Here is a 24278-nt window from a genome sequence, read left to right as displayed (position 1 = left end):
GGCCCGGCGCGGCGGGCAACGACCACCATCGCATGTTCATGTTCAGAGCGTCAAGTTATACATGAACACACTTCCACGCTGTCCGTGAATGGTGTAGCGTCATCGCCATGACCAAACAAGAGGAACCGCGCGTACACACGCACGCGAGGGAAGAGGTGCGGCCCGACCAGGGCCCCGGCTACCACCTCCAGCACTGGTACGACGGCTGGCAGGTGGACATGTGGTGGTCGCCCAATAGCACGGGCGGCCCCAGCGAACTGCGCATCACCACCAACAACCCCGAATTGATCGCACGGGGCATCACCACAGGCACGCTGCGATCCATTCCGTTGGCCGAGATCTCACGGGAGTTGAAGAGCGACCTTCAGCGCCTCAGCCGCGATCAAGACATTTTCCATGTGCTCGACCCGCATACCGAGTGGGCGAAGCGCCACATCCGGCAGACAGCCAGCGACAACCCCAAGCCAGGCCGAAGCGGACGGCCGGAGTCCTTCCACCTCGCCGTAGCCGTGCTCTACGCCTGGTACGTACTCATGCGCGAGCCCAACCCCGTGCAGGACCTCGCCGAGATCGTCAGCGCGGACCGAAGAGCAGCAGCCAACTGGATCTCCCTGGCCCGCAAGAACGGCATGCTCACCGAGGCCGCCGAACGCCAATCGGGCGGCACCCTGACCGACAAGGCCGTCTCACTGCTCAAGGCGATGAACGAAATCGAGGAAACGAACTAACGTGGCCAGCTTGATCAAGAAATGCGAGTGCGCCGACACCAAAGCCGGGCGCACACTCGACCTACGCACGGCCGACGACCGCAAGACCGCCGAACGATCCTGGGGCAAGTGCGGTCACTCCTGGGTGGTCCGCTACCGGCTCGGCGGACGCGGCACCAAGCAACAGGAGCAGTCCTACCCGCACAACATGAAGAAGGACGCAGAAGCGTTCATTCTGGAGATCAAGTCCGACAAGGTGAGCGGCTTACGCCGCACCATCGATCCCAAAGCCGGAGCGATCACTTTCGCCGACTACGCGGACAGCTGGCTCTCAGGCCGTGTCGGGCTGTCGGCCAAGAGCGTTGAGATCTACGGCAATGCGCTGAAGAACCAGATCAACCCGACTCTCGGTCACCTTCGGCTGAATGCCATCACAAGGCAGACCATCAAGAACTTCATCTCAGCCCTGATCAAGGCAGCGTACGCGCCGAACACCATCCACAGCGCCTACATGGTCGTGGGCGCGATCTTCAGCGAGGCCACAAAGGACAAGCTCATCCCCGAGTCGCCCTGCACGGACATCGAACTGCCCAGCGCCGCGCAGAGACAGGAGTTTCTGGTTCCCTCCTGGACGCAGATCAGCAAGCTCGCCGACTCCATGCCAGCCCGCTGGGCGGCGACGGTATGGCTCATGGCCGGATGCGGTCTCCGGGTATCTGAAGCGTTTGCCGTCGCCGAGGGAGGCGTGATGTTCGGCGGCCGGAGACTGCGCATCCATGAGCAGGTGACCAGGAAGCGCGTGTTAGGCCCACTCAAGCACCGTGAGGAAGGGGACTACCGGGTCATGCCGCTGCCGCCGTTCGTTCACTCCGCCATCACCACGCACATCGAGAGCCACGGCACCGCCGACGGGTACCTGTTCCAGGCGGCCAAGGGAGGTTGGGTGGGGTACGAGACTTATCGGCTGGCGTTCGCCGCCGCAGCCAAGACGGCGGGCCTTCCCGAGGACTTCACCCCTCACGGACTGCGCCACTCCTACGCATCCATGCAACTCGCCCAGGGCATCCCCATCACGGACGTGTCCCGATGGCTGGGACACCAGGACATCGGGATCACATTCCGTACGTACGGCCACCTCGTGGACGAGGCATGGGACAGGGCGCTCGACGTGATGCAGGCCGGTTATCAGACGGGCATCGCCGAAGTCCCGGCAGCCGCGTGCTGACTTCGTGCTGACCACGAAGACCCATAAATGCCTGTCTACCTCGGGCTTTTGCCCCCAGCGATCACATGTTGATCATGTGGCCGGAGAGGCCGTGGATCGCTTCCTTGACCGCTTCGCCGAGCGTGGGGTGGGCGTGCACGTTGCGCGCGACCTCGTGCACGGTGAGGTCCCACTGCTGGGCCAGCGTCAGCTCGGGCAGCAGCTCCGTCACCTCCGGGCCGATCAGGTGCGCGCCGAGCAGCTCGCCGTACTGGTTGTCGCTGATGATCTTGACGAAGCCGTTCGCGTCGCCCAGGCCGTGCGCCTTGCCGTTCGCGGTGAACGGGAACTTGACCACCTTCACGTCATAGCCCAGGTCACGGGCCTGCGCCTCGGTGTGGCCGAAGCTGGCCACCTGCGGCTGGCAGTACGTGGCCCGGGGGATCATCACGTAGTCGAGCTCCATGGTCTCCGCGTCGCCGATCGTCTCGGCCGCGATGATGCCCATGGACTCGGCGGCGTGCGCCAGCATCAGCTTGGCGGTGACGTCGCCGATGGCGAAGATGTGCGGCACGTTCGTCCGGCAGCGGCCGTCGATCGCGATCGCGCCCCTGTCGGTGAGGGCCACGCCGGTCTTCTCCAGGCCGTAGCCGTCGACGCGCGGTGCGAAGCCGATGGCCTGCAGCACCTTGTCGGCCTCCAGCACCTGCTGCTGCCCGTCGCGGGTGACGGTCACCTTGACCGAGGCGCCGTTGTCGTCGATGCCGTCGACGCGGGTGGAGGTGAGCACCTCGATGCCGAGCCGCTTGTAGCGCTTGGCCAGCTCGGCCGAGACCTCCTCGTCCTCCAGCGGGACCATGCGGTCGAGGAACTCCACGATCGTCACCTTGACGCCGTAGTTGTGCAGGACGTACGCGAACTCCACCCCGATGGCGCCCGCGCCCGCGATGATGATGCTGCCGGGGAGCTGATCGGTCATGATCTGCTCCTCGTACGTCACCACCCGCTCCGACAGCGACGTGCCCGGGATCAGCCTGGTGGTGGCTCCGGTGGCGATGATGCAGGTGGCGAAGGTGATCGTCTCGCCGTTCACCTGGATCGTGTTGGCGTCGAGGAACGTGCCGCGGCCGTCGTACTCCGTGATGGCGTTCTTCTTCATCAGGTAGTGAACGCCCTTGACCCGGCCGTCGGCCACCTTGCGGCTGCGCTGGAAGGCGGCGCCGTAGTCGAAGCTGACCTCGCCGCTGATGCCGAAGGTCTTGGCCTCGTGGTGGAAAATGTGCGCGAGCTCGGCGTTGCGCAGCAGTGCCTTGGACGGGATACAGCCCACGTTCAGGCAGACGCCACCCCAGTACTTCTCCTCGATGACCGCTGCGCGCAGCCCGAGCTGGGCGGCGCGGACCGCGGCCGTGTACCCTCCGGGACCCGCGCCGAGAACGACGACGTCATAGTGAGTGCTCATGAGTCAGACCGTACCGTCCACCTAGCGCTACCCTTGAACCTCGCCCCTGTGCCAATGACCCGGCCGATCGCGCTCGGTTGGATCTAGGCATGACCGAATTCCCGGGACGGTGGGCCGAAGGCGTCAGCCTCGTGATCGCGCCGGTCCTCATGCTGGTGGGCGTGCTGCTGCGCCTGCCGTACGACGCCTTCTTCCCGCGCCAGCTCGCGGCCTTCGCCGGGAACCCGGCGCTGATGACCGCCTCCTACAGCTGTTTCGCCGCGGGCAACGTGCTGCTCTGGCCGGGCGTGCTCGGCCTCGTGCGGCGCTCGCCCGGCTCGCGGTGGGTGCTGTGGGGCGGGGTGATGGTGATGCTGGGCCTGTTCGAGCGGGCCTTCCACGCCGGGGTCAGCCATCTGGCGTTCCAGCTGGTCTCCGTGCAGGGCCTGCCGGCCGCGCAGCGGGCGGTGGCGGACTCCTATGGCGCCTTCCACGTCTTCGCCTCGCTCAGCGTGGCGCTGTTCTTCGGCTGGATCGTGCTCGCCGTCGGCCTGTGGCGGGCCGGCACGCTGGATGTCGTACGGGCGGTCGCCCTCGGCCTCATGTCCGCGCTGCCGATCGGCGTGCTCAAGGGCACCGGCGTGATGTCGATCGTGGCCACCGCGGGCCTGTGCGTCGCGCTCGTACCCTTCGGCGTCAAGGTGCTGCGCGACGGCCCCGCGCCGAAGTGGTGGGCGTTCCCGCTGGCCCTCGCAATCGGCGCGGGCGCGGTGGTGCTCGGCACCCTCGGCTAGAACTCCACCTTGTACGGCAGCGCCAGCTCGTCCGCCGGGACCCCGCGGATGCCCCAGTTGACCTTGGGCATCTCGATGATCGTGATCTCCAGGTCCTCGGCGGCGAGCCCCGACCTCTCGTAGATCGTCCGGATCAGCGCCCGCTTGGTGTCGTCGCTGCGGCCGGTGAAGCAGACCACCTCGATGATCAGGTAGTCCGCGCCGCGCTGCGGGCACACGAAGTCCTCGGCGTCGAGCAGCAGGAACCGGTGGAACCGCTTGTCCTCCGGCAGCCCCCAGGCGCTCACCATGCAGGAGTGCAGGAGGTCCGAGAGCTCCCGTTGCCGGCCGGCCCACACGTCCCGCCGACCGTAGATCTTGAGCTGTGGCATGCCGGTCAATATAGGGGGTCGCCGCGATTGGTAGCCTGACCCCTGATGTATCGCCTCGTGTTCACGCAGGTCTTGCGACGTTTCGACGCCGAGGCCGTGCACCATCTGACTGTCAGGGCCCTTGCGCTGCTCTCGGCGCTGCCCCTGCTCAAGCGGCTGCTCTATCGAGCGCTCGCGCCGCACGACCCGGTTCTGCGCGTCAGCGCGTTCGGCGTGCACTTCCCCGGACCGCTCGGCCTGGCCGCCGGGTTCGACAAGGACGCCGCCTGCGCCGAGGGCGTCGCCGCCCTGGGCTTCGGCCATGTCGAGGTCGGCACCATCACCGCGCACGCCCAGCCGGGCAACCCCCGGCCCCGGCTGTTCAGGCTGGTGCCGGGACGGGCCGTCATCAACCGGATGGGCTTCAACAACGCCGGGGCGGTGGCCGCGTCGCGCCGCCTGCGCCGCACCCGGGGGCTGCCGGTCGTGGTCGGGGTCAACATCGGCAAGACCAAGGTGGTGCCCGAGGCCGAGGCCGTCGCCGACTACGTGGCCAGTGCCAAGGAGCTGGCGTCGCTGGCCGACTACCTCGTGGTCAACGTGAGCTCGCCCAACACCCCCGGACTGCGCGACCTGCAGGCCGTGTCGCTGCTGCGCCCGCTGCTCGCCTCGGTCAAGGAGGTCGCCGACGGCACGCCGCGACGTACCCCGCTGCTGGTGAAGATCGCCCCCGACCTCGCGGACGAGGACGTCGACGCGGTCGCCGACCTGGCGCTGGAGCTGGGACTCGACGGGATCATCGCGACCAACACCACGATCCGGCACGGCGGCGAGACCGGCGGGCTGTCGGGCCGCCCGCTCAAGGCGCGCTCCTTGCAGGTGCTGCGCCGGCTGCGGGCCCGTGTCGGCGACCGGCTCACGCTGGTCTCCGTGGGTGGCGTGGAGGATGTCGACGACGTGTGGGAACGCCTGCTCGCCGGGGCCACGCTGGTTCAGGGCTACACCGGGTGGATCTACGGCGGGCCGTTCTGGGCCGCGCGCATCCACCGGCAGCTCGCGCGCCGCGTCCGCCGCCACGGCCTCACCTCGATCTCGGAAGCGATCGGCCGTACGGCCTGAAGCCGTTCGTCCTGAAGTCGTGCGGGCTGAAGTCGTACGGCCTGAAACGGGTGGGCGGCCTGGAGCCCACAGCAGGTGGAAGAACGAGCCAACTGTGACAGTACGTGTTCCCGGCGTTGCTAGGGTTCCCGGATGCTCGATGATCTGCATGACACACCCGCGCGCCTGTGCCGGGACTACCTCGAACTGGCCGATCGCCACGCGCCCGGTCTGATCGAGGGGCTGTATCTGCAGGGATCGATCGCGCTGGGCGACTACCGGCCGCGGGTGAGCGACGTCGACTTCGTCGCGGTGACCGGCCGGCCGCCCGATCCCGCCGCGCTTCGTACGATCCACGCCGAGCTGAAGACCCGTGGGGCCAAGCCGCACTTCGACGGCCTCTACGTCACCTGGGACGACCTGCGCAAGGACCCGGCGCAGGCGCCCGATGGGCCGTCGGTGCACGAATGGCGGCTGACCGAGTCGGGACGGTTCGAGCGCGGCCTGGTCACCTGGCACGTGCTGGCCCAGGGCGGTGTGGCCGTGAGAGGGCCGTCGGCGGCCCAGCTCGGCATCCACACCGACTGGGACAAGCTCGCCCGGCAGACCAGGGCGAACCTGGCGACGTACTGGACCAGATGGGTACAGTACAGCGCCCGACCGGCCTCCCGGCCGGGCGTGCTCGCGCTGAGCGAGTTCCAGACCGCGTGGGGCGTGCTCGGCGTCACCCGCCTGCGCCAGACGCTCGCGGTGGGCGAGGTGACGTCGAAGACCGCCGCCGGCGAGTACGCGCTGGAGGCGTTCGACACGCGCTGGCACCGGATCGTCCGCGAGGCCCTGCGGATCAGGCTCGGCGGGCCCGCGCTCTACCGCAATCCGTTCCGGCGCCGGGCCGATCTGCTGGCCTTCATGACCATGGTGCTGGAGATGTGACGGACGGTCACACGCTGGGTCTGGTCGACTCCGCGTCGTGGGTCATCGAGTCCACCCGCTGCATCAGCTCGGCCACGCGTACCGTGGCGGGCCGGTGGGGTCTGCGCCGCTGCCACGGCTTGGGCCCGTCCAGCGGCCGGTACTCCACCCCGATCGCGTCGAGCCGGCCGAGATGCTCCTCCAGGCGGGCCGGGAAGTCGGCCCCCGCCGAGCCGGACCACGCCACCTCCGCCAGGGCGCACGCCCGCGGCCACACCCGGTAGTCGAGCGTGCGAGAGTCGGGGATGCGCTCGGTCCAGAGCTGGGCCTGGGCCCCGACGACCCGCGACCGCTCCTCGCCGGACCAGTCGTCCGGGGCGGGGGAGAAGGCCGCGACGTCGGCGACGGTGATCGCGTCACCGATCGCCATGGGCTCGTCGGCCGACGCCGACTCCGCGTAGTCGAAGTACAGCGGGAACACCGGCGTCGCGATCACGTCATGGCCCGCCGCGGCGGCCCGCCGGCCGACGCCCATCCCGCGCCACGGCATCACCAGCGTGTCGTGCCGCAGCTCGCCGCTGACGAACGCCTCGTCCCACACGACCGCCCGCGCGCCGCGGTCCGCCAGCACGTCGGCGAGCCGGCGCAGGAACCACGCGTGCAGCTCGCCCATGGACGACAGACCCAGCGAGTCGCGGTAGGCGGTGATCTCGGGGGAGGCGGTCCAGTGGTCGAACACCACCTCGTCGCCGCCGATGTGCACGTAGGGGGTCTCGCCGATGGCGCCGATCAGCTCGTCGAAGATCGTGGTCAGGAACTCGACCGTGGGCGGCATGGGGGACAGGATGGCCGGGGTGATGCCCCACCGCTCCAGCACCTGGTAGTCGTCGTCGGAGGAGCCGAACTCCGGATAGGCGGCCAGGATCGCCTGGGCGTGCCCCGGCACGTCGATCTCCGGCACGACGATGACCGCACGGGCCCGCGCGTAGGCGGCGATCTCCGTCAGGTCGTCGAGGGAGTAGTAGCCGCCGTGCGGGATCTCGTCGTAGGCGTCGGGCTCGCGGTAGTAGTTCGTCGCGGTACGCGAGCGGTGCGAGGCCACCTCGTGCAGCCGCGGGTACGCCCTGCTCTCCACCCGCCAGCCCTGGTCGTCGACCAGGTGCAGGTGGAGCCGGTTCAGCTTGTGCGTCCCCATCAGGTCGATCAGGCGGAGCACCTCACGCTTGGGGAAGAAGTGCCTGGCCACGTCGAGGTGCAGCCCACGCCAGGAGAAACGGGGAGCGTCCTCGATCCGGACCCCCGGAACGGTCCACGCCGCCTCGGCCGCGAAACGGTAGGACGCGGCCGGCAGCAACTGGTGCAGCGACTGCCCCGCGTAGAAGGCGCCCGCCCGGTCACCCGCCGTGATCTCCACCCCGCGCGACCCCACGACCAGCCGGTACGCCTCCGGGCCGAGGGCCGGGTCGTGCCGCAGGTCGACGGCTCCCGCGTCGCCCGGCCGCAGGTCGAGCACCGGCAGCGCCAGGCGTACGGCGTCGACCAGGTCCTCGGGCCCCGAGACGGCCGCGCCCGAGGTCAGCTCGTAGGAACCGGAGAGATCGTTCAGCAGGTTGGGGCGAGGAATCATGCTCTGAGATAGTGCTGCAAACCGTCGGCCAGCGCTACCGCGATCCGCTGCCTGAAGGCGGAATTCTGGAACTTGGCCGCCTCAGCCGGGTTACGCATGTTGCCGCACTCGATGAAGATCTTCGGCACGGTCGACAGGTTGAGGCCGCCGAGGTCGTCGCGGTAGTCGAGGGCCTTGCTGCCGATGTAGGTCGAATAGGGCAGGCCGGTCTCCTTCTTGTACGCGTCACGCACGGCCAGGCCCAGCCTGCGCGAGTCGGCCACGACGGGGTCGACCGGGCCGTTGATCTTCTTCGGCATGATGACGTGGAAGCCGTGGTTGGCGGCCGCAGCGCCGTCGCCGTGCACGGAGATGGCGGCGTCGGCCTTGGCCTTGTTGCCGATCGCGGCCCGCTCGGTGATGCACGGCCCGACGCCGCTGTTGTCGGCCCTGGTCAGCTTCACCGCGGCACCGCGGGCCTTCAGGATCTTGACCATGCGGTTGGAGACGTCCCAGGTGAAGGCGGCCTCGGTGTAGTGGCTGTTCGTCTCGGTCCCCGTCGTGTCACACGGCTTCCATTTGGTCAGCACGTTGACCTTGCGGTTGACGGCCTTCGGATCGCGGTAGTTGCCGCCGTTGTGCCCCGGGTCGATGACGATGGTCTTGCCCTCCAGCGGCCGCGCCGCGGCCTGGGGCTTGGCGCGAGCCTGAGGCGTGGTACGAGCCTGAGCCGGGGCGGGGGCCAGGGTCGTCGCGGCCGCCTGGGCGGCCTGACCTGCCGCGGCGCCACCGCTGCCGGTGCTGCCGCACGCGGTGGCGATCAGGCCGCAGACAGCGAGGAGTGACGCAGGAAGAGCACGCATGCGTTCCAACTTACGTCAAGAGCGGTCCTCGCCTGATGCTTATGTCCAGAGCGGTCCCCGCCGGAGGCTCACCTCAAGGGCGGGCGTCACCAGACGTGTTCGCCCACCTCCTGCCGTTCGAGCAGTGCGGCCAGCTCCCGTGCGTCCTCGGCGTCGAGACCGAGAACGACGCGGGGACGGCCCCATGGGTGGTCGAGGGAGTGGGCGACGTAGCTGGCCACGGACTCCGCGCCGACGTCGGTACCCCTGTCCCTGCCCGCGCGCCACTGCGCCCAGGCGCGTTCGAGCTCGGTCGCCGCGCGCTGGGCGCAGGACACCAGTTCCGGATCACGCATGGCTGTCCCCCCGGATCAGATCGTGTCGCTATGACCTGACGAGTAAACCTCCGTGCGGCGCCGCCGCCGCACGGGTTGACCCAGCTTTGGCCGTCTCTAAACGCGACCCGTGCTCCTTCGGCCCTCCCTAAGCGGGTCCGGTGCTTCGCCGAACGATCAGTTCGGGGGTCACCTGGCGCAGCCGGGCGACTTTCGAGGGGTCTCCGATCCGGTCGCTGAGCAGGGCCGCCGCGGACCGGCCCATGGTGCGGCGCGGTTGGTCGACGGAGGTCAGAGAGATGTGGTGCGAGGCGGCCAGGTGGGTGTTGTCGTAACCGACCACCGACAGGTCGTCCGGCACCTTCAGGCCCAGTTCCGCCGCGGCCGAGAGGACGCCGAGCGCCACCACGTCGTTGGCGGCGAAGATCGCCGTGGGCCTGGGTTCGCGGCTGAGCAGGGCGAGGGCGGCCTGCCGGCCGTCCTCCTCGGTCGACTCCGCGGCCTCGACCATGATGTACGGCGCCAGCGAGTGCCTGCGCATCGCCACGAGATAACCCTCGCAGCGTGACGAACGCGGACCCTCGATGTGCGCGATCCGCTTGTGGCCGTGGTCGACCAGGTGGTCGATGGCCAGACGGGCACCGAGCTGGTCGTCGTCGACGACGATGTCGACGCCCTCGAGCTCGATGTCACGTTCCCCTACGACGACCGTGGGCGTGTAGGCGGTCGCCTCGATCAGCGTCTCGCTGGTCGGCGCGATGCCGAGCAGAACCAGCCCGTCGACCCTGAGCTCCAGGAAGGCCTCCACGGCCTCGTCCTCGAAGGCGGGGTCCCACTGGCTGTTGCCGATCAGCATGCGCAGTCCGTCGCCGTGCAGGCTCTCCTGCAGACCGTCGAGGAACTCGGCGTAGAACGGGTTGTGCAGGTCGGCGACGAGCGCGCCGACGAGATGGGTACGGCCTTCGACGAGGCTCCGCGCGACCGCGTTGGGCCGGTAGCCGAGCTCGCGAGCCGCCTGCAGTACGGCTTGCCGCCGGTGCTCGCTCACGTGCGGGGATCCGCGCAGTACGAGTGAGACCAGCGATTTCGAGACGCCGGCTCGCTCGGCGACGTTGCGGATGGTGGGCCTTGGCCGAGGCACCGCGTCTACCTCGCGGAGCTCGGCAATAGTTGAAGTGTTGACGGGTGGTCCTGACATGTGTCTCCCCCGCGATGCGAAGTTGGGCACCTGTCTGACCAAACGATCGAGTTCGCCACAGGGTACGGCTTCAGGTTAGGGAAGGCTGATATTGACCAGTTGGCTACATGTCCGCTATTAGGCAGGGGGTCGGATACTGTGCAGTTGTGACACTCGGGAAGTCAGCCGAAGCGGCCCGACCGGCTCGGCGCAGGCTCAGCGTGGATCGCCGTCGCGAGGAGCTCATGGCCGCGGCACTCGAGCTCTTCAGCACACGCGACGCGGAAGACGTCTCGATCGACGACGTGGCCTCGGCCGCCGGCGCTTCGCGGGCACTGGTCTACCACTACTTCGGCGGCAAGCAGGAGCTGTACGTGGCGGCGCTGAAGAGCGCGGCCGAGCAACTGGAGTCGCGGCTGCGCCCGCAGGGCGGCGGCAGGCCGCTGGACGAACTCGCCTCGGGATTGCGGCGCTACTTCGACTTCGTCGAGGAGCACGCGGCCGGCTTCGCGGCGCTGCTGCGCGGCGGCCCCGCCAATCGGGCGGGGGAGATCGGGGAGATCGTCGACGGTGTACGGCAACGCCTCTTCTGGCTCATCCAGCGGCAGATGCGGGTCGAGCGGCCGAGTCCGGTGCTGCGTACGACGCTGAGATCGTGGATCGCGTCGGTGGAGACCGCGGGCCTGGACTGGCTGGAGCACCGCGACATCGAGCGCGCGACGCTGGAGAAGATGCTCGTCGATCACATGGTGGCGCTACTCAGAGTAGCCGCCGGCTATGACACGGAGGTCGACGGGCTGCTGGATCTACTGACCAGGGAACAGCTCGCCTAGGGAAGGATGGCGCCGGGCGGGCGGCGCCAGCTTCCCACTACTACGACATGACGTCGTCACCTGGGTGGACCGGGCTGTCCAGCACGGCCCACCATTCAACCCCCCTGAGGTTCGTGACGACCCCGGCACTACTCCGAACGCTGCTGCGGAATGCCCGCCAGCAGTGCCCGGACCTCGGTCTCCCGGTAACGCCGGTGACCGCCGAGGGTACGAATCGACGTCAACTTGCCTGCCTTCGCCCACCGGGTAACGGTCTTGGGGTCGACCCTGAACATGGTCGCGACCTCAGCGGGCGTGAGCAGCGGCTCGGCCTCGGGTGTACGAGCTGACATTTGTGCGGCCTCTCCTCCGTGTGGACCGGCTCAGCGATCCTGTGACTCCCTTTGCGCGTGTCACGGATGTCCCCCTATAGCCCAGAGCGTGCGGCTTTTCTGAGCCATATGCGGCATCACCCGAAGTGACCATACCGCCACGCAGAGCGATTTGCGAGCCCTTCTTTGACCCAACTGCCCGCTCACATGGCGATGTCACGCTCGGTGATTCTAGCGACACGTTTCGTGGTATCGCAGTGAAAACGGCAAACTACTCAGTTCGCAGAAGAGAGCAGCCGCGAGTCATGACCTACTTATGCAGGTCAGACAGTTGTATTGGGGTTCAGTTGGCAGATTCCAGAAGTTGCATTGACTTCCAGCGCAGGATCACCCTCTGATACATGGCGTAGGCAAGCTCTTCTTGACCCGTGTCCAGTCCCGTGAGGGCCGCGGAGAGCTCCGCGACGGACTGATCCGCTTGCAGAGCGTCATCATTCATAAGGTGCACCAACCCGCCGTAATCAAGCTCAACCAGCGAGTGCGGATGGAACTCCTCGAGCCACCTGGCCACGTCCTCCACGTCGAAGTTGGCCGACACCTCGCCCAGGTGCCTGCGCAGCACCTGCAACGCCCGCGCGGAACGCCTCCTGGCCTGGGCCATGGAGGTGACATAGATGAGGTTGCGTCCCGTCGTGGTGGTCACGTCCTGTCCCGGGGTGGAGGAGCCGAGCACCAGCCAGCGCTCGTTCCCGTCAAAGGGCACGAACCACGCGGGTGGCACGTGCCACGCCGTGGTGCGGATGTGGGTCCGGAGCGCGGAGGAGTCGCCCGTGCGCTTGTACCGGTCGAAGTCGTCGACGGTCTGCTCGGCGATCGCCTTCGGGACGAGCCGGTCCATGAGCTTCGCAGGAGTGCTGCCACGCAGCCTTGAGAACGCCAGCCACGAGCGCAACCGCGTCTGCCACGGACAGACATAGAGCCGGTCCTCAACGCGCCGCAGATAGGCGTTGGGGCTCTCCTGCGCGGGTGCCGGGTGGGGCGGCATACCGAGCAGGCGCCTGACGGCCTCGTCGTGCTCGGCGTTGAGCGCGGTGGCCCGGCGGGGGCGGTCGCGCGATTCGGCGTACTCGGCCCAGACCTTGCGCTCGGACTCGGCGAACGCGGTCAGCGGCTCGTAGACCCGGAGGTAAGCGGCATAGGGCAGCACGGAGGCATCGTGTCATGAAGACAACCTGCTCGCACCGTCGCGGCTATTACGCTGAGAAGCGATATCCGTCGCGACGGAGCGACGGACTGTAACGGACAGGGAGTCACTACCGTGACCGATGTCTTCGGCTCGTCCCACAAGGACGTCCATGAGCAGGTCGTATTCTGCGCGGACGAGCAGAGCGGCCTGCGTGCCATCATCGCCATCCACAACACCGCACTCGGGCCGGCCCTGGGAGGCACCAGGTTCTACCCCTACCCGGACGAGCAGGCGGCCCTGGCCGACGTGCTCAACCTGGCCAAGGGCATGGCCTACAAGAACGCGCTGGCCGGTCTCGACCTCGGCGGCGGCAAGGCCGTCATCATCGGCGACCCGGCCCGGGACAAGAGCGAGGCGCTGCTGCGCGCCTACGGCCGCTTCGTCGCGTCGCTCGGCGGGCGCTACATCACCGCCTGTGACGTGGGCACCTACAGCGAGGACATGGACGTCGTCGCAAGGGAGTCACGCTTCGTGGTCGGCCGCACCCTGGCCCACGGCGGCGCCGGCGACTCCTCGATCCTCACCGCGTTCGGCGTCTTCCAGGGCATGCGGGCCTCGGCCGAGCGTGTGTACGGCACGCCATCGCTGCACGGCAGGCGGGTCGGCGTCGAGGGCGTCGGCAAGGTCGGCCACCGACTGGTGGACCTGCTGTGCGAGGACGGGGCCGAAGTGGTCGTCTGCGACGTCGACCCCAAGGCGGTCGAGCGCGTACGGCAGCGCCACCCCGAGGTGGCCGTCGTGGCCGACGCGGCGGCGCTCGTCGCGGCCGACATCGACGTGTTCGCCCCCTGCGCGCTGGGCGGGGCGCTCGACGACCAGGCGTCGGCCACGCTCCGCGCCAAGATCGTCTGTGGCGCGGCCAACAACCAGCTCGCCCATCCCGGCGTCGAGAAGCAGCTCGCGGAGCGCGGCATCCTCTACGCGCCCGACTACGTGGTCAACTCGGGCGGCGTGATCCAGGTCGCGGACGAGCTCGAAGGCTTCAGCATGGAACGTGCCAGGGCCAAGGCGACCCAGATCTATGACACGACTCTGAAGATCTTCGCGATCGCGGCCGAAGAGGGCGTCCCTCCGGCGGTCGCAGCAGATAGGCTGGCCGAGCGCAGAATGTCGGAAGTCGGGCGTATTAGGGGCATTTGGCTGGGCCACTGACGCCCCACGCCCATACGGCGTACCGAGCTGGGCACAAAACAGGTACGGTAATAGGCGAACGATAGGCTGACGCCCAAAGTCAGGCGGCGTCAGTGTGTGGTGCGTTAGCGACGAGGGGTCGGGGACGACCCCACACGAGGGGGTCGAGCCAATGGGGCGCGGCCGAGCAAAGGCCAAGCAGGTCAAGGTTGCTCGCCAGCTGAAGTACAACAGCGGTGGCACGGATCTTGATCGTCTTCGCGATGAACTCGGGGTCGGAGACTCCAGTGACAACGACGACGCCGACGACCTCAGCGATGAGCTGGCGGATCGCTATGCCGATTACGCCGATGACTACAGCAACAACGACGACGATCGTTCGTCCGGACGTTCGTAGTCGTTCTTCTGGTTGAGCGAGTCCAGCCCCACGGCACCCACCCGTGGGGCGCATTTTTTGCTATTTGGGGTTACGGCACGGCCAACCTGGCCGCCACCCGCCGTTCAGGGCAGGGGGCCTCCAGGAATACGGCCGCTGAGCCCGCACGTGGCCGGGCGCCGTAACAAGACGGTGGGACCATCTGGGTGGCGAATCGGCGGCCGGTGTTCCTCTGAGCGGTACGACGTGGCAGGTGTCGCCGACGGCAACCCCTGCCACCTGTGTCAGCGATAGCTGGCTTTGCCGGTGCCCTCGGTGATTTCGCCCAGGACCCACGCTTCCAGGCCACGGTCGGCCAGGAGGCGCAGAGCTTCGTCCGCTGACTCCTGCGCCACGATGGCGGCCATGCCGATGCCCAGGTTGAAGGTCTTGTCCATGTCCTTCTGTTCGATGCCGCCGTGGCCGGCCAGGACCGAGAAGATCGGTGGCGGGGTCCACGACGAGCGGTCGAGGGCGGCGTCCAGGTGGTCGGGGAGTGAGCGGGACAGGTTGCCCTCGATGCCGCCGCCCGTGATGTGGGCGTAGGCGTGCACGTCCACCGCGCGGGCCAGCTCCAGGCAGTCGAGCGAGTAGATCCGGGTGGGCTCCAGCAGCTCGGCGCCCAGCGGCCTGCCCAGCTCGGGGAGGTCGGCGTCGAGCGACAGTGACGACTCGCGCAGCACGTGGCGTACCAGCGAATAACCGTTGGAGTGCACTCCCGACGACGCCAGGCCGAGCACCGCGTCGCCGGCCCGCACGCGAGAGGCGCCGAGCATCGCCGACGCCTCCACGACGCCGGTGCCCGCGCCCGCCAGGTCGTATTCGTCGGGCCCCATGGCACCCGGGTGTTCGGCGGTCTCGCCGCCGAGCAGGGCCGCCCCGGCCAGCCGGCAGCCCTCGGCGACGCCGCCCACGATCTCGGCGATCCGCTCGGGCACCACCTTGCCGCAGGCGATGTAGTCGGTCATGAACAGCGGCTCGGCGCCGCACACCACCAGGTCGTCGAGGACCATGGCGACGAGGTCGACGCCGATCGTGTCGTGCTTGCCGTATCGCTGGGCGAGCATGACCTTGGTGCCCACGCCGTCGGTCGAGGTGGCCAGCAGCGGGCGCTGGTAGCGCAGCAGGGCCGAGGCGTCGAACAGGCCGGCGAAGCCGCTGGCGTCGTCGACCACCTCGGGCCGGCGGGAGCGGGCCACCTTCGCCTTCATCAGTGAGACGGCGCGCTCGCCCGCCTCGATGTCGACTCCGGCGGCCTCGTACGTCGTCACGCCTTGCTCTCCAACACGAACTTGCCCACGTTGTCCTGGTCGATGGGGATGGGATAGGAACCGTCGAAGCAGGCCCGGCACAGGCGTTCGGCGGGGATGGTGGTGGCCTTGGTCAGGCCCTCCAGCGAGATGTAGCCCAGCGAGTCGGCGCCGAGCGAGGCGCGGATCTCCTCGACGGTGAGCGAGCCCGCGATGAGCTCGGCCCTGGTGGCGAAGTCGATGCCGTAGAAGCACGGCCAGGCCACGGGCGGCGAGGAGATGCGTACGTGCACCTCTTTGGCGCCGGCCTCGCGCAGCATCCTGACGATCGCGCGCTGGGTGTTGCCACGGACGATCGAGTCGTCCACGACGACGAGGCGCTTGCCCTCGACGACCTCGCGCAGCGGGTTGAGCTTGAGCCTGATGCCGAGCTGCCGGATGGTCTGCGAAGGCTGGATGAAGGTGCGGCCGACGTAGGAGTTCTTCACCAGGCCCTGGCCGTAGGGGATGCCGCTCTCCTGCGCGTAGCCGACGGCGGCGGGCGTGCCGGACTCGGGCGTCGGGATGACCAGGTCGGCCTCGACGGGGTGCTCGCGGGCCAGCTCACGGCCGACCTCGACCCGGGTGACCTGGACGCCGCGCCCGGCGATGGTGGTGTCGGGGCGGGCCAGGTAGACGTACTCGAACAGGCAGCCCTTCGGCTCGGCCAGCGCGAACCGGCGCGACCTGACGCCGCGCTCGTCGATGGTGAGCATCTCGCCCGGCTCGATCTCGCGGGTGAAGGTGGCGCCCACGATGTCGAGCGCGGCCGTCTCGGAGGCCACCACCCAGCCCCGCTCCAGGCGGCCCAGGACCAGCGGGCGGATGCCCTGCGGGTCGCGGGCCGCGTAGAGGGTCTTCTCGTTCATGAACACCAGCGAGTAGGCGCCCTTGACCTGCGGCAGCAGCTCGGCCGCCGCGTCCTCGATGGACCGGTCACTGTCCTGGGCGAGCAGCGTGGTGAGCACGTCGGTGTCGGTGCTCGCCCTGGTCGCCCCGGGGGCCAGCCGCTGGGCCAGCTCCGGGGTGTTGATCAGGTTGCCGTTGTGGGCGAGCGCGAGGCCGCCGACGTCGGTGGAGCTGAGCGTGGGCTGGGCGTTCTCCCACACACTGGAGCCGGTCGTGGAGTAGCGGCAGTGGCCGATGGCCAGGTGGCCCCGGAGTGTGCCCAGCACCGACTCGTCGAAGACCTGGGCGACCAGGCCCATGTCCTTGTAGACGAGGATGCGGCTGCCCTCGCTGACCGCGATGCCCGCGGACTCCTGTCCGCGGTGTTGCAACGCGTACAGTCCGTAGTAGGTGAGTTTGGACACTTCCTCGCCTGGCGCCCAGACTCCGAAGACGCCACAGGCGTCCTGCGGAGCACGGTCTTGGGGGTCCAGGTCATGGCCGAGCCGGCCGTCGCCTTTCAGCACGTGCTTCAGTCTAGGTTGGCCGCTCCCCTGCTCGCGCCCCGGGGGCCAGATCAGAGGGCATGTGCCGACCGGCCGGCGTTGGATCCGTCGCGGATGATCTCGCCGGTGAGGTTGCGGTTCGCCGCGGAGCCGAGGAAGACGATCAGTGCCGCCAGGTCGTCCGCCGTCGAGAGCCTCCGGGTGGGGGTACGGGCGGCGAGCGCGTCCGTGACCTCCTGCGGGACGGGCCGTTCGCTCCCGGTGAGAGTGAATCCGGCGGCGGCCACGTTCACCAGGATCCCGTCCTTGCCGGCCTCCCAGGCGAGCGCGCGGGCCATGCCGTGCAGGGCCATCTTGGCCGTGCCGTACGCCCCGGGGCCCGGCAGCCCCTCCTCCGCCGCACCCGACGACACGAACACGATCCGCCCGAAACCGTTGCGCCGCATGCCGGGCAGCACGGCCCCCACGAGGACGGCGTTGCCGACCACGTTGGCGTGCAGGGCGGCCGTCCACTCCGCCGCGGGCACGTCCTCGAAGGGGACGCTGCCGGGCATGATCGTGCCCCAGCGCACCGCGTTGGCGACCAGCGCGTCGACCGGCCCCACTTCCCGCGCGGCGGCGGTGATGCTCGCGTGGTCCGCCAGGTCGAGGCGCACGGCCGCGGCCGTGCCGCCGGCCTGCTCCACTCGCTTGACCACCTGGGCCGCCCGGTCTTCGCCGGAGTTGTAGGTGATGGTGACGCGGGCTCCCGTGGCTCCGTAGGCGACGGCGGTGGCCGCGCCGATGCCGGAAGAACCCCCGGTGATGAGTACGTGCATGATGAACCCCTCTGTTGATTAGCCGACTAATTAGCCAGCTAATCTCATCCGAGCGCCGGACCGCAAGGCGGTTTCGCTGGGAGTGAAAGGGTTCTTAGGGCATGGCACGCAGCAGGCGGGCGAACGCGTCGCGCTCCTCCGCGTCGAATGTGCCCAGCAGTTCTTCGTCCATCCTGGCCCAGATCTGTTCCACGGGCTCGCGGACGGCCTTGCCCGCGTCGGTCAGCCAGACGCGGCTCACCCGCGGCCGGTCGGGATCGGGGGTGCGGTGCAGGAAGCCGGCCCGTTCCAGGCGCTGGACGGTCTTGGTGACGGTCGGCGGCTCGACGCCCAGCCGGCCGATGAGCTCGCTCTGGGTGAGGCCGTCCTGCTGCCATAGCTGGTTGAGCAGCAGTTCCTGACCGCTGTGCAGGCCCAGAGGGACCAGGGCCGCCGCCATCTGGTTGCGTTTCGTCTTCATGACCATGATCAGCGCGTAGGTCAGGGTCTCTTCCAGCATGTCCTCATCTTGCCTGCCGCCTGCCGGTTTGGCGCATGGTGACCCAAGGATGAGGGGGGTTTTACCGTGTCGTGCGGTTTCGGTGGTGGCATGCGCGAAAGGGTGAAGTATCCGGCATGCAGACCCGTCGGGAGACGCAGACGTGACCACACCTGGAGATCCGAACCACCCCCGGCCGAACGACGGCGAGCGCCCTTCGCGGGACGAGCCCGGCCGGCCGCCGAGCGAGGACGAGCCCACCGGCAGGGCGCCCGGCGACTCCGGCACGGGCGCCAACGGGGAGCCGGGCGTCGAGGAGCCGATCACGCCCGCGCCGCCGGTGGTTCCCCCGGAGGAGCGGCCGCGTCCCGGCGGGGAGCCGCGGACGCCGTTCCACCCCGACCTGCCCACCTCTCCCGAGACGCCGGGCCCGGCCGCGGACCAGGAGGGCGGCGCGGAGGAGACCCAGGTGTTCCCGATGCCCGGGGCGCGGCCGGCCTATCCGGGCTGGGAGCGTGAAGGCGGGGAGCCCGGTGCGCCGCGGTCCACGACACCGTCGCGCTACGAGCCGGCGACCACGCCGCCGGAAGAGCCGCCGCCGTCAGCGCAGGACGACCGTCCGTCGTTCGCGCCACCCGGCGCGCAGCCGCCGCCGTCCGAGGAGACTCGCCCGTTGACACCGTCTGGTGAGGGCGCGGGCCCGTCGTACGGGGAAGCCCGCCCGCAGCCGTCTGACGAGGGGGCTGAGTGGCCGTTCGAGGACGCCCGTCCGCAGCCGCCTGGTGAGGGTGTCGGGCCGTCGTACGGGGAAGCCCGTCCGCCCGGGTCGCCGTACGAAGGCGGCCCCGGGGGGTACGGGCCTCCCCCGACGTACCGGGACATTCCACCGAAGACCGAGCCCATTCCGGCCGTCCCTGGCACCTCGCCCTCCAGCCCGTACGGCGGCCCGCCCGGCGGCGGCGGTCCCCCCTACGGCCTGCCCCCGGGGTACGGCCCCTACCAGACCGGCCAGCCCGTCAAGCCGGGCAACGGCCTGGCCACGGCCTCGCTGGTGCTGGGCGTCGCCAGCCCGTTCCTCGTCTTCGTCTGCTTCACCGGCCTGCTCACCGCGATCCTGTCGATCGTCTTCGGCAGCGTCGCGCTCAGCAGGGGCGTGGGCAAGGGCCGTGCCATCACGGGCATCGCGATCAGTGTCCTCGCACTGATCATCTTCGCCATCGTGGCCATCTGGTTCTGGAACGTGGTCCAGGAGTGCGGCCACCTCCCCGGCCAGCTCGCCGACAAGTGCTTCGAGGACAAGTTCCCTTGGATGCGGCGTAACGCCTAGAGAGGGAGATGGCCGGACAGGTCGGCACGGGCGCCGCTCGCCGAGACGGCGCCCTTCGCCATGGCCTCGGCCCACGTGAGGCGGCCCAGCGCGAGCTCGATCCAGGTGCGGCCGTCCGTCTCCACGACGTTCGGGGGAGTGCCGCGCGTGTGACGTGGCCCCGCGATGGCCTGTACGGCCGCGTAAGGCGGCACACGCACCTCCACCGTCCTCCCGGGTGCGGCGGTCGCCAGCCGGTCGAGGAGGTGGCGCACGGCCTGCCGGGCCGCGTCCCGCTCGGGCCGGAGGTCGCGCTCGTAGGCGGCGAGCACCGCTGAGACCAGCGCGCCGGCCAGTGCCGACGGCGGCCCGTCGAAGGGTGGTTCGTCCAGCGCCACGAGCTGGGCGTCCAGTGCGGCCCGCAATTTCTCTGGGTCCAGTTTCCGCGAAGGCACCTCACCATTGTGTCCCCAGGAAGCGTTCATCGTGCCGGAGGTCGTCGTTCATCCGCGGTTTCGATGACGGTCGTAGCGTCCCCGCCGGAAGACCGTACTTTTTTGGAGGACCTGTGGCGAACCGGCTGCTGCCGCTGCTGCCCACACATACATCTGGCCGATCGGCGATGACCTGCCGGTTCCGCTGCGGCAACGCTTGTGCGCACGACGTGGCCAACCCCAGCGACAACACCTACTTCGGCGACGTGGTCGCGCAGGCGATCTCCCGACGGGGCATGCTCCGCGCCGGCACCCTGGGCGCCCTGGCCGCCGGGGTCGGCGTCGCCGGAGCCGTGCCTGCCCTGGCCGAGCCCACGGAGCCGCAGGCCGAACTCTTGGGCCACTCCTCGGGGGACATCCGCTTCACCCCTGTGCCGCCGAACAAGGAGGACGCGCTGCGCGTCGCCGACGGCTACACCTCGGCCGTCGTCGTGCGCTGGGGCGACCCCGTGACGGCCGACGCGCCCGCGTTCGACTTCGACCAGCAGAGTGCCGAGGCGCAGTCCAAGCAGTTCGGGTACAACTGCGACTTCGTCACGCTCTTCCCGATGGGCGCCAACCGCGGGCTGCTGTGGGTGAACCACGAGTACACCAACGAGAACCTGATGTTCCGCGGCTACACCAACGGCGTCGCCGCCACCGAGGAGCAGATCAAGATCGCGCTGGCCGCGCACGGCGGCTCGGTCGTCGAGATCGAGCGCGTACGCGGAACCGGCCAGTGGAAGCTGGTCACCACCGGCCGCAGGCGCTACAACCGGCGCGTCACCGCCCAGACGCCGATGCGCTTCAGCGGCCCCGCCGCGGGCAGCGACCCGCTCAAGACCGCCGCCGACCCGGACGGCCGCACCCCCGTCGGCATGCTGAACAACTGCTCCGGTGGATCGACGCCGTGGGGCACGGTGCTGACCGCCGAGGAGAACATCGACCAGTACTTCGTCAACGGCGACAAGGTCCCGGCGGCGCAGTTGCCCTACATCTCCCGCTACACGATCACGAACGGCACCCCGGCGAGCAGCCGCCGGTTCGACCGCGTCGAGGAGCGCTTCGACCTGGCCAAGCACCCGAACGAGGCCAACAGGTTCGGCTGGGTCGTGGAGATCGACCCGTTCGACCCCGACTCGACGCCGGTCAAGCGGACCGCGCTGGGCCGCCTGAAGCACGAGGCCGCCAACACCACGCTGGCCCGCGACGGCCGCGTGGTCGTGTACATGGGGGACGACTCCCGCTTCGAGTACATCTACAAGTTCGTCTCGAAGAACCGCTACATCCCCGGCAACGACCGGCACAACCGGAACCTGCTCGACGAGGGCACGCTGTACGTCGCCAAGTTCACCGGCGACAGCCCCGCCGCCGAGATCGACGGGTCGGGCAAGCTGCCGTCCGACGGCGCCTTCGACGGCTCCGGCCAGTGGATCCCGCTGGTCTCGGGCGACAGGTCGTACGTGGACGGCATGACCGCCATCGAGGTGCTGGTCTACACCCGCGTCGCCGCCGACAAGGTGGGGGCGACCAAGATGGACCGCCCCGAGGACATGGAGCGCAACCCGGTCACCGGCGGCGTGTACGTGGCGCTGACCAACAACACCAACCGCACCGCGGCCCAGGTCGACGAGGCCAACCCGCGCCCGTCCAACAAGCACGGCCACGTGCTGGAGATCGTCGAGCGGCGCGACGACGCGGGGGAGAAGACGTTCGCCTGGTCGCTCCCGCTGATCTGCGGCGACCCGAACGACCCCGCGACCTACTTCGCCGGCTACGACAAGACGAAGGTCTCGCCGATCTCCTGCCCGGACAACGTGGCCTTCGACCGTGACGGCAACCTCTGGATCTCCACCGACGGCAACCAGCTCGGCAGCAACGACGGTATGTTCGTGATGCCGGTGCGCGGCAAGGAGCGCGGGCACCTGCGCCAGTTCCTCACGGTGCCGCTCGGCGCGGAGACCTGCGGGCCGATGGTCACCCAGGACCAGCGCAGCGTGTTCGTCGCGGTGCAGCATCCGGGCGAGCTGGACGGCGCCACCCCGGACAAGCCGGCCAGCCGCTGGCCCGACGGTGACCAGCCGCGTCCGTCGGTCGCCGTCGTCTGGCACGCGCAGGGCAAGAAGGTCGGCGCTTGACCTGAAGTTAAGTTGAGCTCCTAGGCTGCCATGCATGAGCATGGAAATGACCGCATGGCATCAGCTTTACTCACTGAACAATCAGACGGAGCGTCGCCCGCTGTCCAGGGCGACGCTCCGTCGCATCGCCGCCTTCGCCCGCCCGCACCGGCGAAGAGTGGTGCTCTTCCTGGCGTTGAGCGTGGTGATGGCGGCCTTGGCGGTGGTCTCGCCCGTCCTCGCGGGCCGGGTCGTCGACGCGATCGTCAAGGGTGAGGCGTTCGGCATCGTGGCTGGGCTGGCCGGATTGATCGCCGTCCTCGCTCTGGCGGAGGCCGGTCTCGGGCTGCTGACCAGATGGCTGTCGGCGGGGCTCGGCGAAGGGCTGATCCTCGACCTGCGCACCGCGGTCTTCGACCACGTGCAGCGGATGCCGATCGCCTTCTTCACCAGGACCCGCACGGGCGCCCTGGTCAGCCGGTTGAACAACGACGTGATCGGCGCGCAGCGCGCCTTCACCGACACCCTGTCCAGCGTGGCGGGCAACGTCGTGACGCTCGTGCTGACCCTCATCGTGATGATCGGGATCTCCTGGCAGATCACGCTGCTCGCGCTGTTGCTGCTGCCGGTGTTCGTCCTGCCCGCCCGCCGGATGGGCGTCAGGATCGCCCGGCTGAGGCGTGAGGCGGCCGACCACAACGCGGCCATGGGCACGCAGATGACCGAGCGCTTCTCCGCGCCGGGCGCGACGCTGGTGAAGCTGTTCGGCCGGCCCGCCCGCGAGTCGGCGGAGTTCGCGAGCCGGGCCAGGCGGGTGCGTGACATCGGCGTGCGCACCGCCATGACGCAGTCGATCTTCGTCACCGCGCTCACCCTGGTGTCCGCGCTGGCCCTGGCCCTCGTGTACGGCCTCGGCGGCTTCTACGCGCTGCGCGACCAGCTCGACGCCGGCTCGGTCGTGGCGCTGGCACTGCTGCTCACCCGCCTGTACATGCCGCTGACCGCGCTGGCCAGCGCCCGGGTGGACGTGATGAGCGCGCTGGTCAGCTTCGAGCGGGTCTTCGAGGTGCTCGACCTCGAACCGCTCATCAAGGAACGGCCGGGCGCGGTCCGCGTCCCCGACGGCCCGGTCTCGGTGGAGTTCGACGACGTGCGCTTCGCCTACCCCTCGGCCGACAAGGTCTCGCTCGCCTCGCTGGAGGAGGTCGCCGTGCTCGACTCGCGCGGCGGGGCCGAGGTGCTGCACGGCGTCTCGTTCACCGCCGAACCGGGCCAGATGGTCGCCCTCGTGGGATCCTCGGGCGCGGGCAAGTCGACGATCGCCCAGCTCCTGCCGAGGCTGTACGACACCGACTCCGGGACCGTACGGATCGGCGGCGTGGACGTACGGGACCTGACCGCCGACTCGATCCGCGACACGCTCGGCATGGTGACCCAGGACGGGCACCTGTTCCACGAGACGATCAGGGCCAACCTGCTGCTGGCCAGGCCCGAGGCCGATGAGGACGAGCTGTGGGAGGTGCTCGGCCGGGCCAGGCTGGCCACGCTGATCGAGTCCCTGCCCGACGGCCTCGACACCGTGGTCGGCGAGCGCGGCTACCGGCTGTCGGGCGGCGAGCGCCAGCGGCTGACCATCGCCCGGCTGCTGCTGGCCAGGCCCAGAGTGGTGATCCTGGACGAGGCCACCGCGGCGCTCGACTCCACCTCGGAGGCGGCCGTGCAGGAGGCGCTGGGTGAGGCCCTGCAGGGCAGGACCGCCGTGGTGATCGCGCACCGCCTGTCCACGATCCGCGCGGCCGACGTCATCCTGGTGATCGAGGACGGGCGGGTGGCCGAGCGGGGTACGCACGCCGAGCTGCTGGCCGCCGGGGGCCGCTATGAGGAGCTGTACCGCACCCAGTTCGCCGACCCGGCGATCGAGGAGGCTGCCACCGGCGAGCCGGTCACTGTCGGGGCCGCGTAAGGGGTTACGTATGGGGTTTGCCGGAGGGAGGGGGATCG

Annotated in this window: 24 protein-coding genes; 11 read left to right on the top strand and 13 right to left on the bottom strand. The window is 69.3% G+C overall.

The features are described from left to right. Window positions 1-107 precede the first annotated feature (107 nt). Window positions 108-728 (top strand): hypothetical protein, encoded by a 621-nt coding sequence (locus AB0F17_RS10510; protein ID WP_358019497.1) that lies wholly within the window; start codon window positions 108-110, stop codon window positions 726-728. Window positions 729-738: 10 nt separating this feature from the next. Further along, complete coding sequence (locus AB0F17_RS10505; protein ID WP_358019494.1) at window positions 739-1932, top strand: tyrosine-type recombinase/integrase; 1194 nt, start codon at window positions 739-741, stop codon at window positions 1930-1932. A gap of 61 nt (window positions 1933-1993) precedes the next feature. On the opposite strand, the gene lpdA is transcribed toward AB0F17_RS10505, so the two are convergent. Beyond that, on the bottom strand, window positions 1994-3373 hold the full coding sequence (gene lpdA / locus AB0F17_RS10500) for a dihydrolipoyl dehydrogenase (RefSeq protein WP_358019491.1): 1380 nt from the start codon (window positions 3371-3373) through the stop codon (window positions 1994-1996). Window positions 3374-3462: 89 nt separating this feature from the next. Here lpdA and AB0F17_RS10495 point away from each other — a divergent pair, with 89 nt between their 5' ends. After that, window positions 3463-4146 (top strand): hypothetical protein, encoded by a 684-nt coding sequence (locus tag AB0F17_RS10495; RefSeq protein WP_358019488.1) that lies wholly within the window; start codon window positions 3463-3465, stop codon window positions 4144-4146. Here the strand turns inward: AB0F17_RS10495 and AB0F17_RS10490 are convergent. Continuing rightward, window positions 4143-4517, bottom strand: coding sequence for a tautomerase family protein (locus AB0F17_RS10490; RefSeq protein WP_358019485.1), 375 nt, complete (start codon window positions 4515-4517; stop codon window positions 4143-4145). The two genes, AB0F17_RS10495 and AB0F17_RS10490, sit on opposite strands and share 4 nt — an antisense overlap. A 45-nt stretch (window positions 4518-4562) precedes the next feature. On the opposite strand from AB0F17_RS10490, the gene AB0F17_RS10485 reads away from it, so the two are divergent. Together AB0F17_RS10485 and AB0F17_RS10480 are read left to right on the top strand one after the other, a co-directional pair. Next, window positions 4563-5615: a quinone-dependent dihydroorotate dehydrogenase gene (locus AB0F17_RS10485; RefSeq protein ID WP_214643540.1), complete on the top strand. Its 1053-nt coding sequence runs from the start codon at window positions 4563-4565 to the stop codon at window positions 5613-5615. A gap of 132 nt (window positions 5616-5747) precedes the next feature. Then, window positions 5748-6527 (top strand): aminoglycoside adenylyltransferase domain-containing protein, encoded by a 780-nt coding sequence (locus tag AB0F17_RS10480; RefSeq protein WP_358019481.1) that lies wholly within the window; start codon window positions 5748-5750, stop codon window positions 6525-6527. Window positions 6528-6534: 7 nt separating this feature from the next. Here the strand turns inward: AB0F17_RS10480 and AB0F17_RS10475 are convergent, their stop codons facing one another. From AB0F17_RS10475 to AB0F17_RS10460, 4 genes are all read right to left on the bottom strand, one after another. Continuing rightward, window positions 6535-8133: a beta-N-acetylhexosaminidase gene (locus AB0F17_RS10475; RefSeq protein WP_358019478.1), complete on the bottom strand. Its 1599-nt coding sequence runs from the start codon at window positions 8131-8133 to the stop codon at window positions 6535-6537. Next, window positions 8130-8975, bottom strand: coding sequence for an N-acetylmuramoyl-L-alanine amidase (locus AB0F17_RS10470; protein ID WP_358019475.1), 846 nt, complete (start codon window positions 8973-8975; stop codon window positions 8130-8132). Before AB0F17_RS10470 ends, AB0F17_RS10475 begins: the two co-directional genes overlap by 4 nt. A gap of 86 nt (window positions 8976-9061) precedes the next feature. Next, a complete protein-coding gene (locus tag AB0F17_RS10465; RefSeq protein WP_219532555.1) occupies window positions 9062-9310 on the bottom strand; it encodes a hypothetical protein in 249 nt (82 codons plus the stop codon). A gap of 127 nt (window positions 9311-9437) precedes the next feature. After that, window positions 9438-10430 carry a LacI family DNA-binding transcriptional regulator gene (locus AB0F17_RS10460; RefSeq protein ID WP_358019472.1) on the bottom strand — a complete coding sequence of 331 codons (993 nt, stop codon included), beginning with the start codon at window positions 10428-10430 and terminating at the stop codon, window positions 9438-9440. Between the two features lie 281 nt (window positions 10431-10711). Here AB0F17_RS10460 and AB0F17_RS10455 point away from each other — a divergent pair, with 281 nt between their 5' ends. Continuing rightward, window positions 10712-11299 carry a TetR/AcrR family transcriptional regulator gene (locus AB0F17_RS10455; RefSeq protein WP_214643535.1) on the top strand — a complete coding sequence of 196 codons (588 nt, stop codon included), beginning with the start codon at window positions 10712-10714 and terminating at the stop codon, window positions 11297-11299. A 128-nt stretch (window positions 11300-11427) separates the two neighbouring features. On the opposite strand, the gene bldC is transcribed toward AB0F17_RS10455, so the two are convergent. Together bldC and AB0F17_RS10445 are read right to left on the bottom strand one after the other, a co-directional pair. Then, window positions 11428-11631 (bottom strand): developmental transcriptional regulator BldC, encoded by a 204-nt coding sequence (gene bldC / locus AB0F17_RS10450; protein ID WP_013133571.1) that lies wholly within the window; start codon window positions 11629-11631, stop codon window positions 11428-11430. A 322-nt stretch (window positions 11632-11953) separates the two neighbouring features. Next, complete coding sequence (locus AB0F17_RS10445) at window positions 11954-12817, bottom strand: hypothetical protein (RefSeq protein WP_358019469.1); 864 nt, start codon at window positions 12815-12817, stop codon at window positions 11954-11956. Between the two features lie 111 nt (window positions 12818-12928). Between AB0F17_RS10445 and AB0F17_RS10440 the strand changes: the two genes are divergently transcribed. Then, window positions 12929-14008: a Glu/Leu/Phe/Val dehydrogenase dimerization domain-containing protein gene (locus AB0F17_RS10440; protein ID WP_358019466.1), complete on the top strand. Its 1080-nt coding sequence runs from the start codon at window positions 12929-12931 to the stop codon at window positions 14006-14008. A 151-nt stretch (window positions 14009-14159) separates the two neighbouring features. After that, window positions 14160-14384: a DUF3073 domain-containing protein gene (locus AB0F17_RS10435; protein WP_214643532.1), complete on the top strand. Its 225-nt coding sequence runs from the start codon at window positions 14160-14162 to the stop codon at window positions 14382-14384. A gap of 263 nt (window positions 14385-14647) precedes the next feature. On the opposite strand, the gene purM is transcribed toward AB0F17_RS10435, so the two are convergent. From purM to AB0F17_RS10415, 4 genes are all read right to left on the bottom strand, one after another. Continuing rightward, window positions 14648-15673 carry a phosphoribosylformylglycinamidine cyclo-ligase gene (gene purM / locus AB0F17_RS10430; protein ID WP_358019463.1) on the bottom strand — a complete coding sequence of 342 codons (1026 nt, stop codon included), beginning with the start codon at window positions 15671-15673 and terminating at the stop codon, window positions 14648-14650. Next, the gene (purF, locus tag AB0F17_RS10425; protein ID WP_358019460.1) at window positions 15670-17106 is read right to left on the bottom strand and encodes an amidophosphoribosyltransferase; all 1437 of its coding nucleotides are present in this window, start codon (window positions 17104-17106) and stop codon (window positions 15670-15672) included. Before purF ends, purM begins: the two co-directional genes overlap by 4 nt. Before the next feature lie 50 nt (window positions 17107-17156). Then, complete coding sequence (locus tag AB0F17_RS10420) at window positions 17157-17903, bottom strand: SDR family NAD(P)-dependent oxidoreductase (protein ID WP_358019457.1); 747 nt, start codon at window positions 17901-17903, stop codon at window positions 17157-17159. A 94-nt stretch (window positions 17904-17997) separates the two neighbouring features. Continuing rightward, complete coding sequence (locus AB0F17_RS10415) at window positions 17998-18402, bottom strand: MarR family transcriptional regulator (RefSeq protein ID WP_358019454.1); 405 nt, start codon at window positions 18400-18402, stop codon at window positions 17998-18000. Between the two features lie 142 nt (window positions 18403-18544). Between AB0F17_RS10415 and AB0F17_RS10410 the strand changes: the two genes are divergently transcribed. Beyond that, on the top strand, window positions 18545-19708 hold the full coding sequence (locus AB0F17_RS10410; RefSeq protein ID WP_358019451.1) for a hypothetical protein: 1164 nt from the start codon (window positions 18545-18547) through the stop codon (window positions 19706-19708). On the opposite strand, the gene AB0F17_RS10405 is transcribed toward AB0F17_RS10410, so the two are convergent. Next, window positions 19705-20172, bottom strand: coding sequence for a sterol carrier family protein (locus tag AB0F17_RS10405; protein ID WP_358019449.1), 468 nt, complete (start codon window positions 20170-20172; stop codon window positions 19705-19707). The two genes, AB0F17_RS10410 and AB0F17_RS10405, sit on opposite strands and share 4 nt — an antisense overlap. Window positions 20173-20309: 137 nt before the next feature. On the opposite strand from AB0F17_RS10405, the gene AB0F17_RS10400 reads away from it, so the two are divergent. Beyond that, the gene (locus tag AB0F17_RS10400) at window positions 20310-22298 is read left to right on the top strand and encodes a PhoX family phosphatase (RefSeq protein ID WP_358020852.1); all 1989 of its coding nucleotides are present in this window, start codon (window positions 20310-20312) and stop codon (window positions 22296-22298) included. A 34-nt stretch (window positions 22299-22332) separates the two neighbouring features. Then, window positions 22333-24240: an ABC transporter ATP-binding protein gene (locus tag AB0F17_RS10395; RefSeq protein WP_358019446.1), complete on the top strand. Its 1908-nt coding sequence runs from the start codon at window positions 22333-22335 to the stop codon at window positions 24238-24240. Window positions 24241-24278: the final 38 nt, after the last annotated feature.

It is taken from the genome of Nonomuraea sp. NPDC026600, assembly GCF_040638335.1.
Classification (GTDB): Bacteria; Actinomycetota; Actinomycetes; order Streptosporangiales; family Streptosporangiaceae; genus Nonomuraea.
Note: the sequence above shows the minus strand (reverse complement) of the source record. Positions and strands in the feature narration are given on the sequence as shown.

Bases quoted from the DNA above. Each gene is read 5' to 3' on its own strand.
- AB0F17_RS10510 (WP_358019497.1), top strand. From the start codon at position 108: ATGACCAAACAAGAGGAACCGCGCGTACACACGCACGCGAGGGAAGAG.
- lpdA (WP_358019491.1), bottom strand. From the start codon at position 3,373: ATGAGCACTCACTATGACGTCGTCGTTCTCGGCGCGGGTCCCGGAGGG.
- AB0F17_RS10495 (WP_358019488.1), top strand. From the start codon at position 3,463: ATGACCGAATTCCCGGGACGGTGGGCCGAAGGCGTCAGCCTCGTGATC.
- AB0F17_RS10490 (WP_358019485.1), bottom strand. From the start codon at position 4,517: ATGCCACAGCTCAAGATCTACGGTCGGCGGGACGTGTGGGCCGGCCGG.
- AB0F17_RS10485 (WP_214643540.1), top strand. From the start codon at position 4,563: ATGTATCGCCTCGTGTTCACGCAGGTCTTGCGACGTTTCGACGCCGAG.
- AB0F17_RS10480 (WP_358019481.1), top strand. From the start codon at position 5,748: ATGCTCGATGATCTGCATGACACACCCGCGCGCCTGTGCCGGGACTAC.
- AB0F17_RS10475 (WP_358019478.1), bottom strand. From the start codon at position 8,133: ATGATTCCTCGCCCCAACCTGCTGAACGATCTCTCCGGTTCCTACGAG.
- AB0F17_RS10470 (WP_358019475.1), bottom strand. From the start codon at position 8,975: ATGCGTGCTCTTCCTGCGTCACTCCTCGCTGTCTGCGGCCTGATCGCC.
- AB0F17_RS10465 (WP_219532555.1), bottom strand. From the start codon at position 9,310: ATGCGTGATCCGGAACTGGTGTCCTGCGCCCAGCGCGCGGCGACCGAG.
- AB0F17_RS10455 (WP_214643535.1), top strand. From the start codon at position 10,712: ATGGCCGCGGCACTCGAGCTCTTCAGCACACGCGACGCGGAAGACGTC.
- bldC (WP_013133571.1), bottom strand. From the start codon at position 11,631: ATGTCAGCTCGTACACCCGAGGCCGAGCCGCTGCTCACGCCCGCTGAG.
- AB0F17_RS10435 (WP_214643532.1), top strand. From the start codon at position 14,160: ATGGGGCGCGGCCGAGCAAAGGCCAAGCAGGTCAAGGTTGCTCGCCAG.
- AB0F17_RS10420 (WP_358019457.1), bottom strand. From the start codon at position 17,903: ATGCACGTACTCATCACCGGGGGTTCTTCCGGCATCGGCGCGGCCACC.
- AB0F17_RS10415 (WP_358019454.1), bottom strand. From the start codon at position 18,402: ATGCTGGAAGAGACCCTGACCTACGCGCTGATCATGGTCATGAAGACG.
- AB0F17_RS10405 (WP_358019449.1), bottom strand. From the start codon at position 20,172: ATGAACGCTTCCTGGGGACACAATGGTGAGGTGCCTTCGCGGAAACTG.
- AB0F17_RS10400 (WP_358020852.1), top strand. From the start codon at position 20,310: ATGACCTGCCGGTTCCGCTGCGGCAACGCTTGTGCGCACGACGTGGCC.
- AB0F17_RS10395 (WP_358019446.1), top strand. From the start codon at position 22,333: ATGAGCATGGAAATGACCGCATGGCATCAGCTTTACTCACTGAACAAT.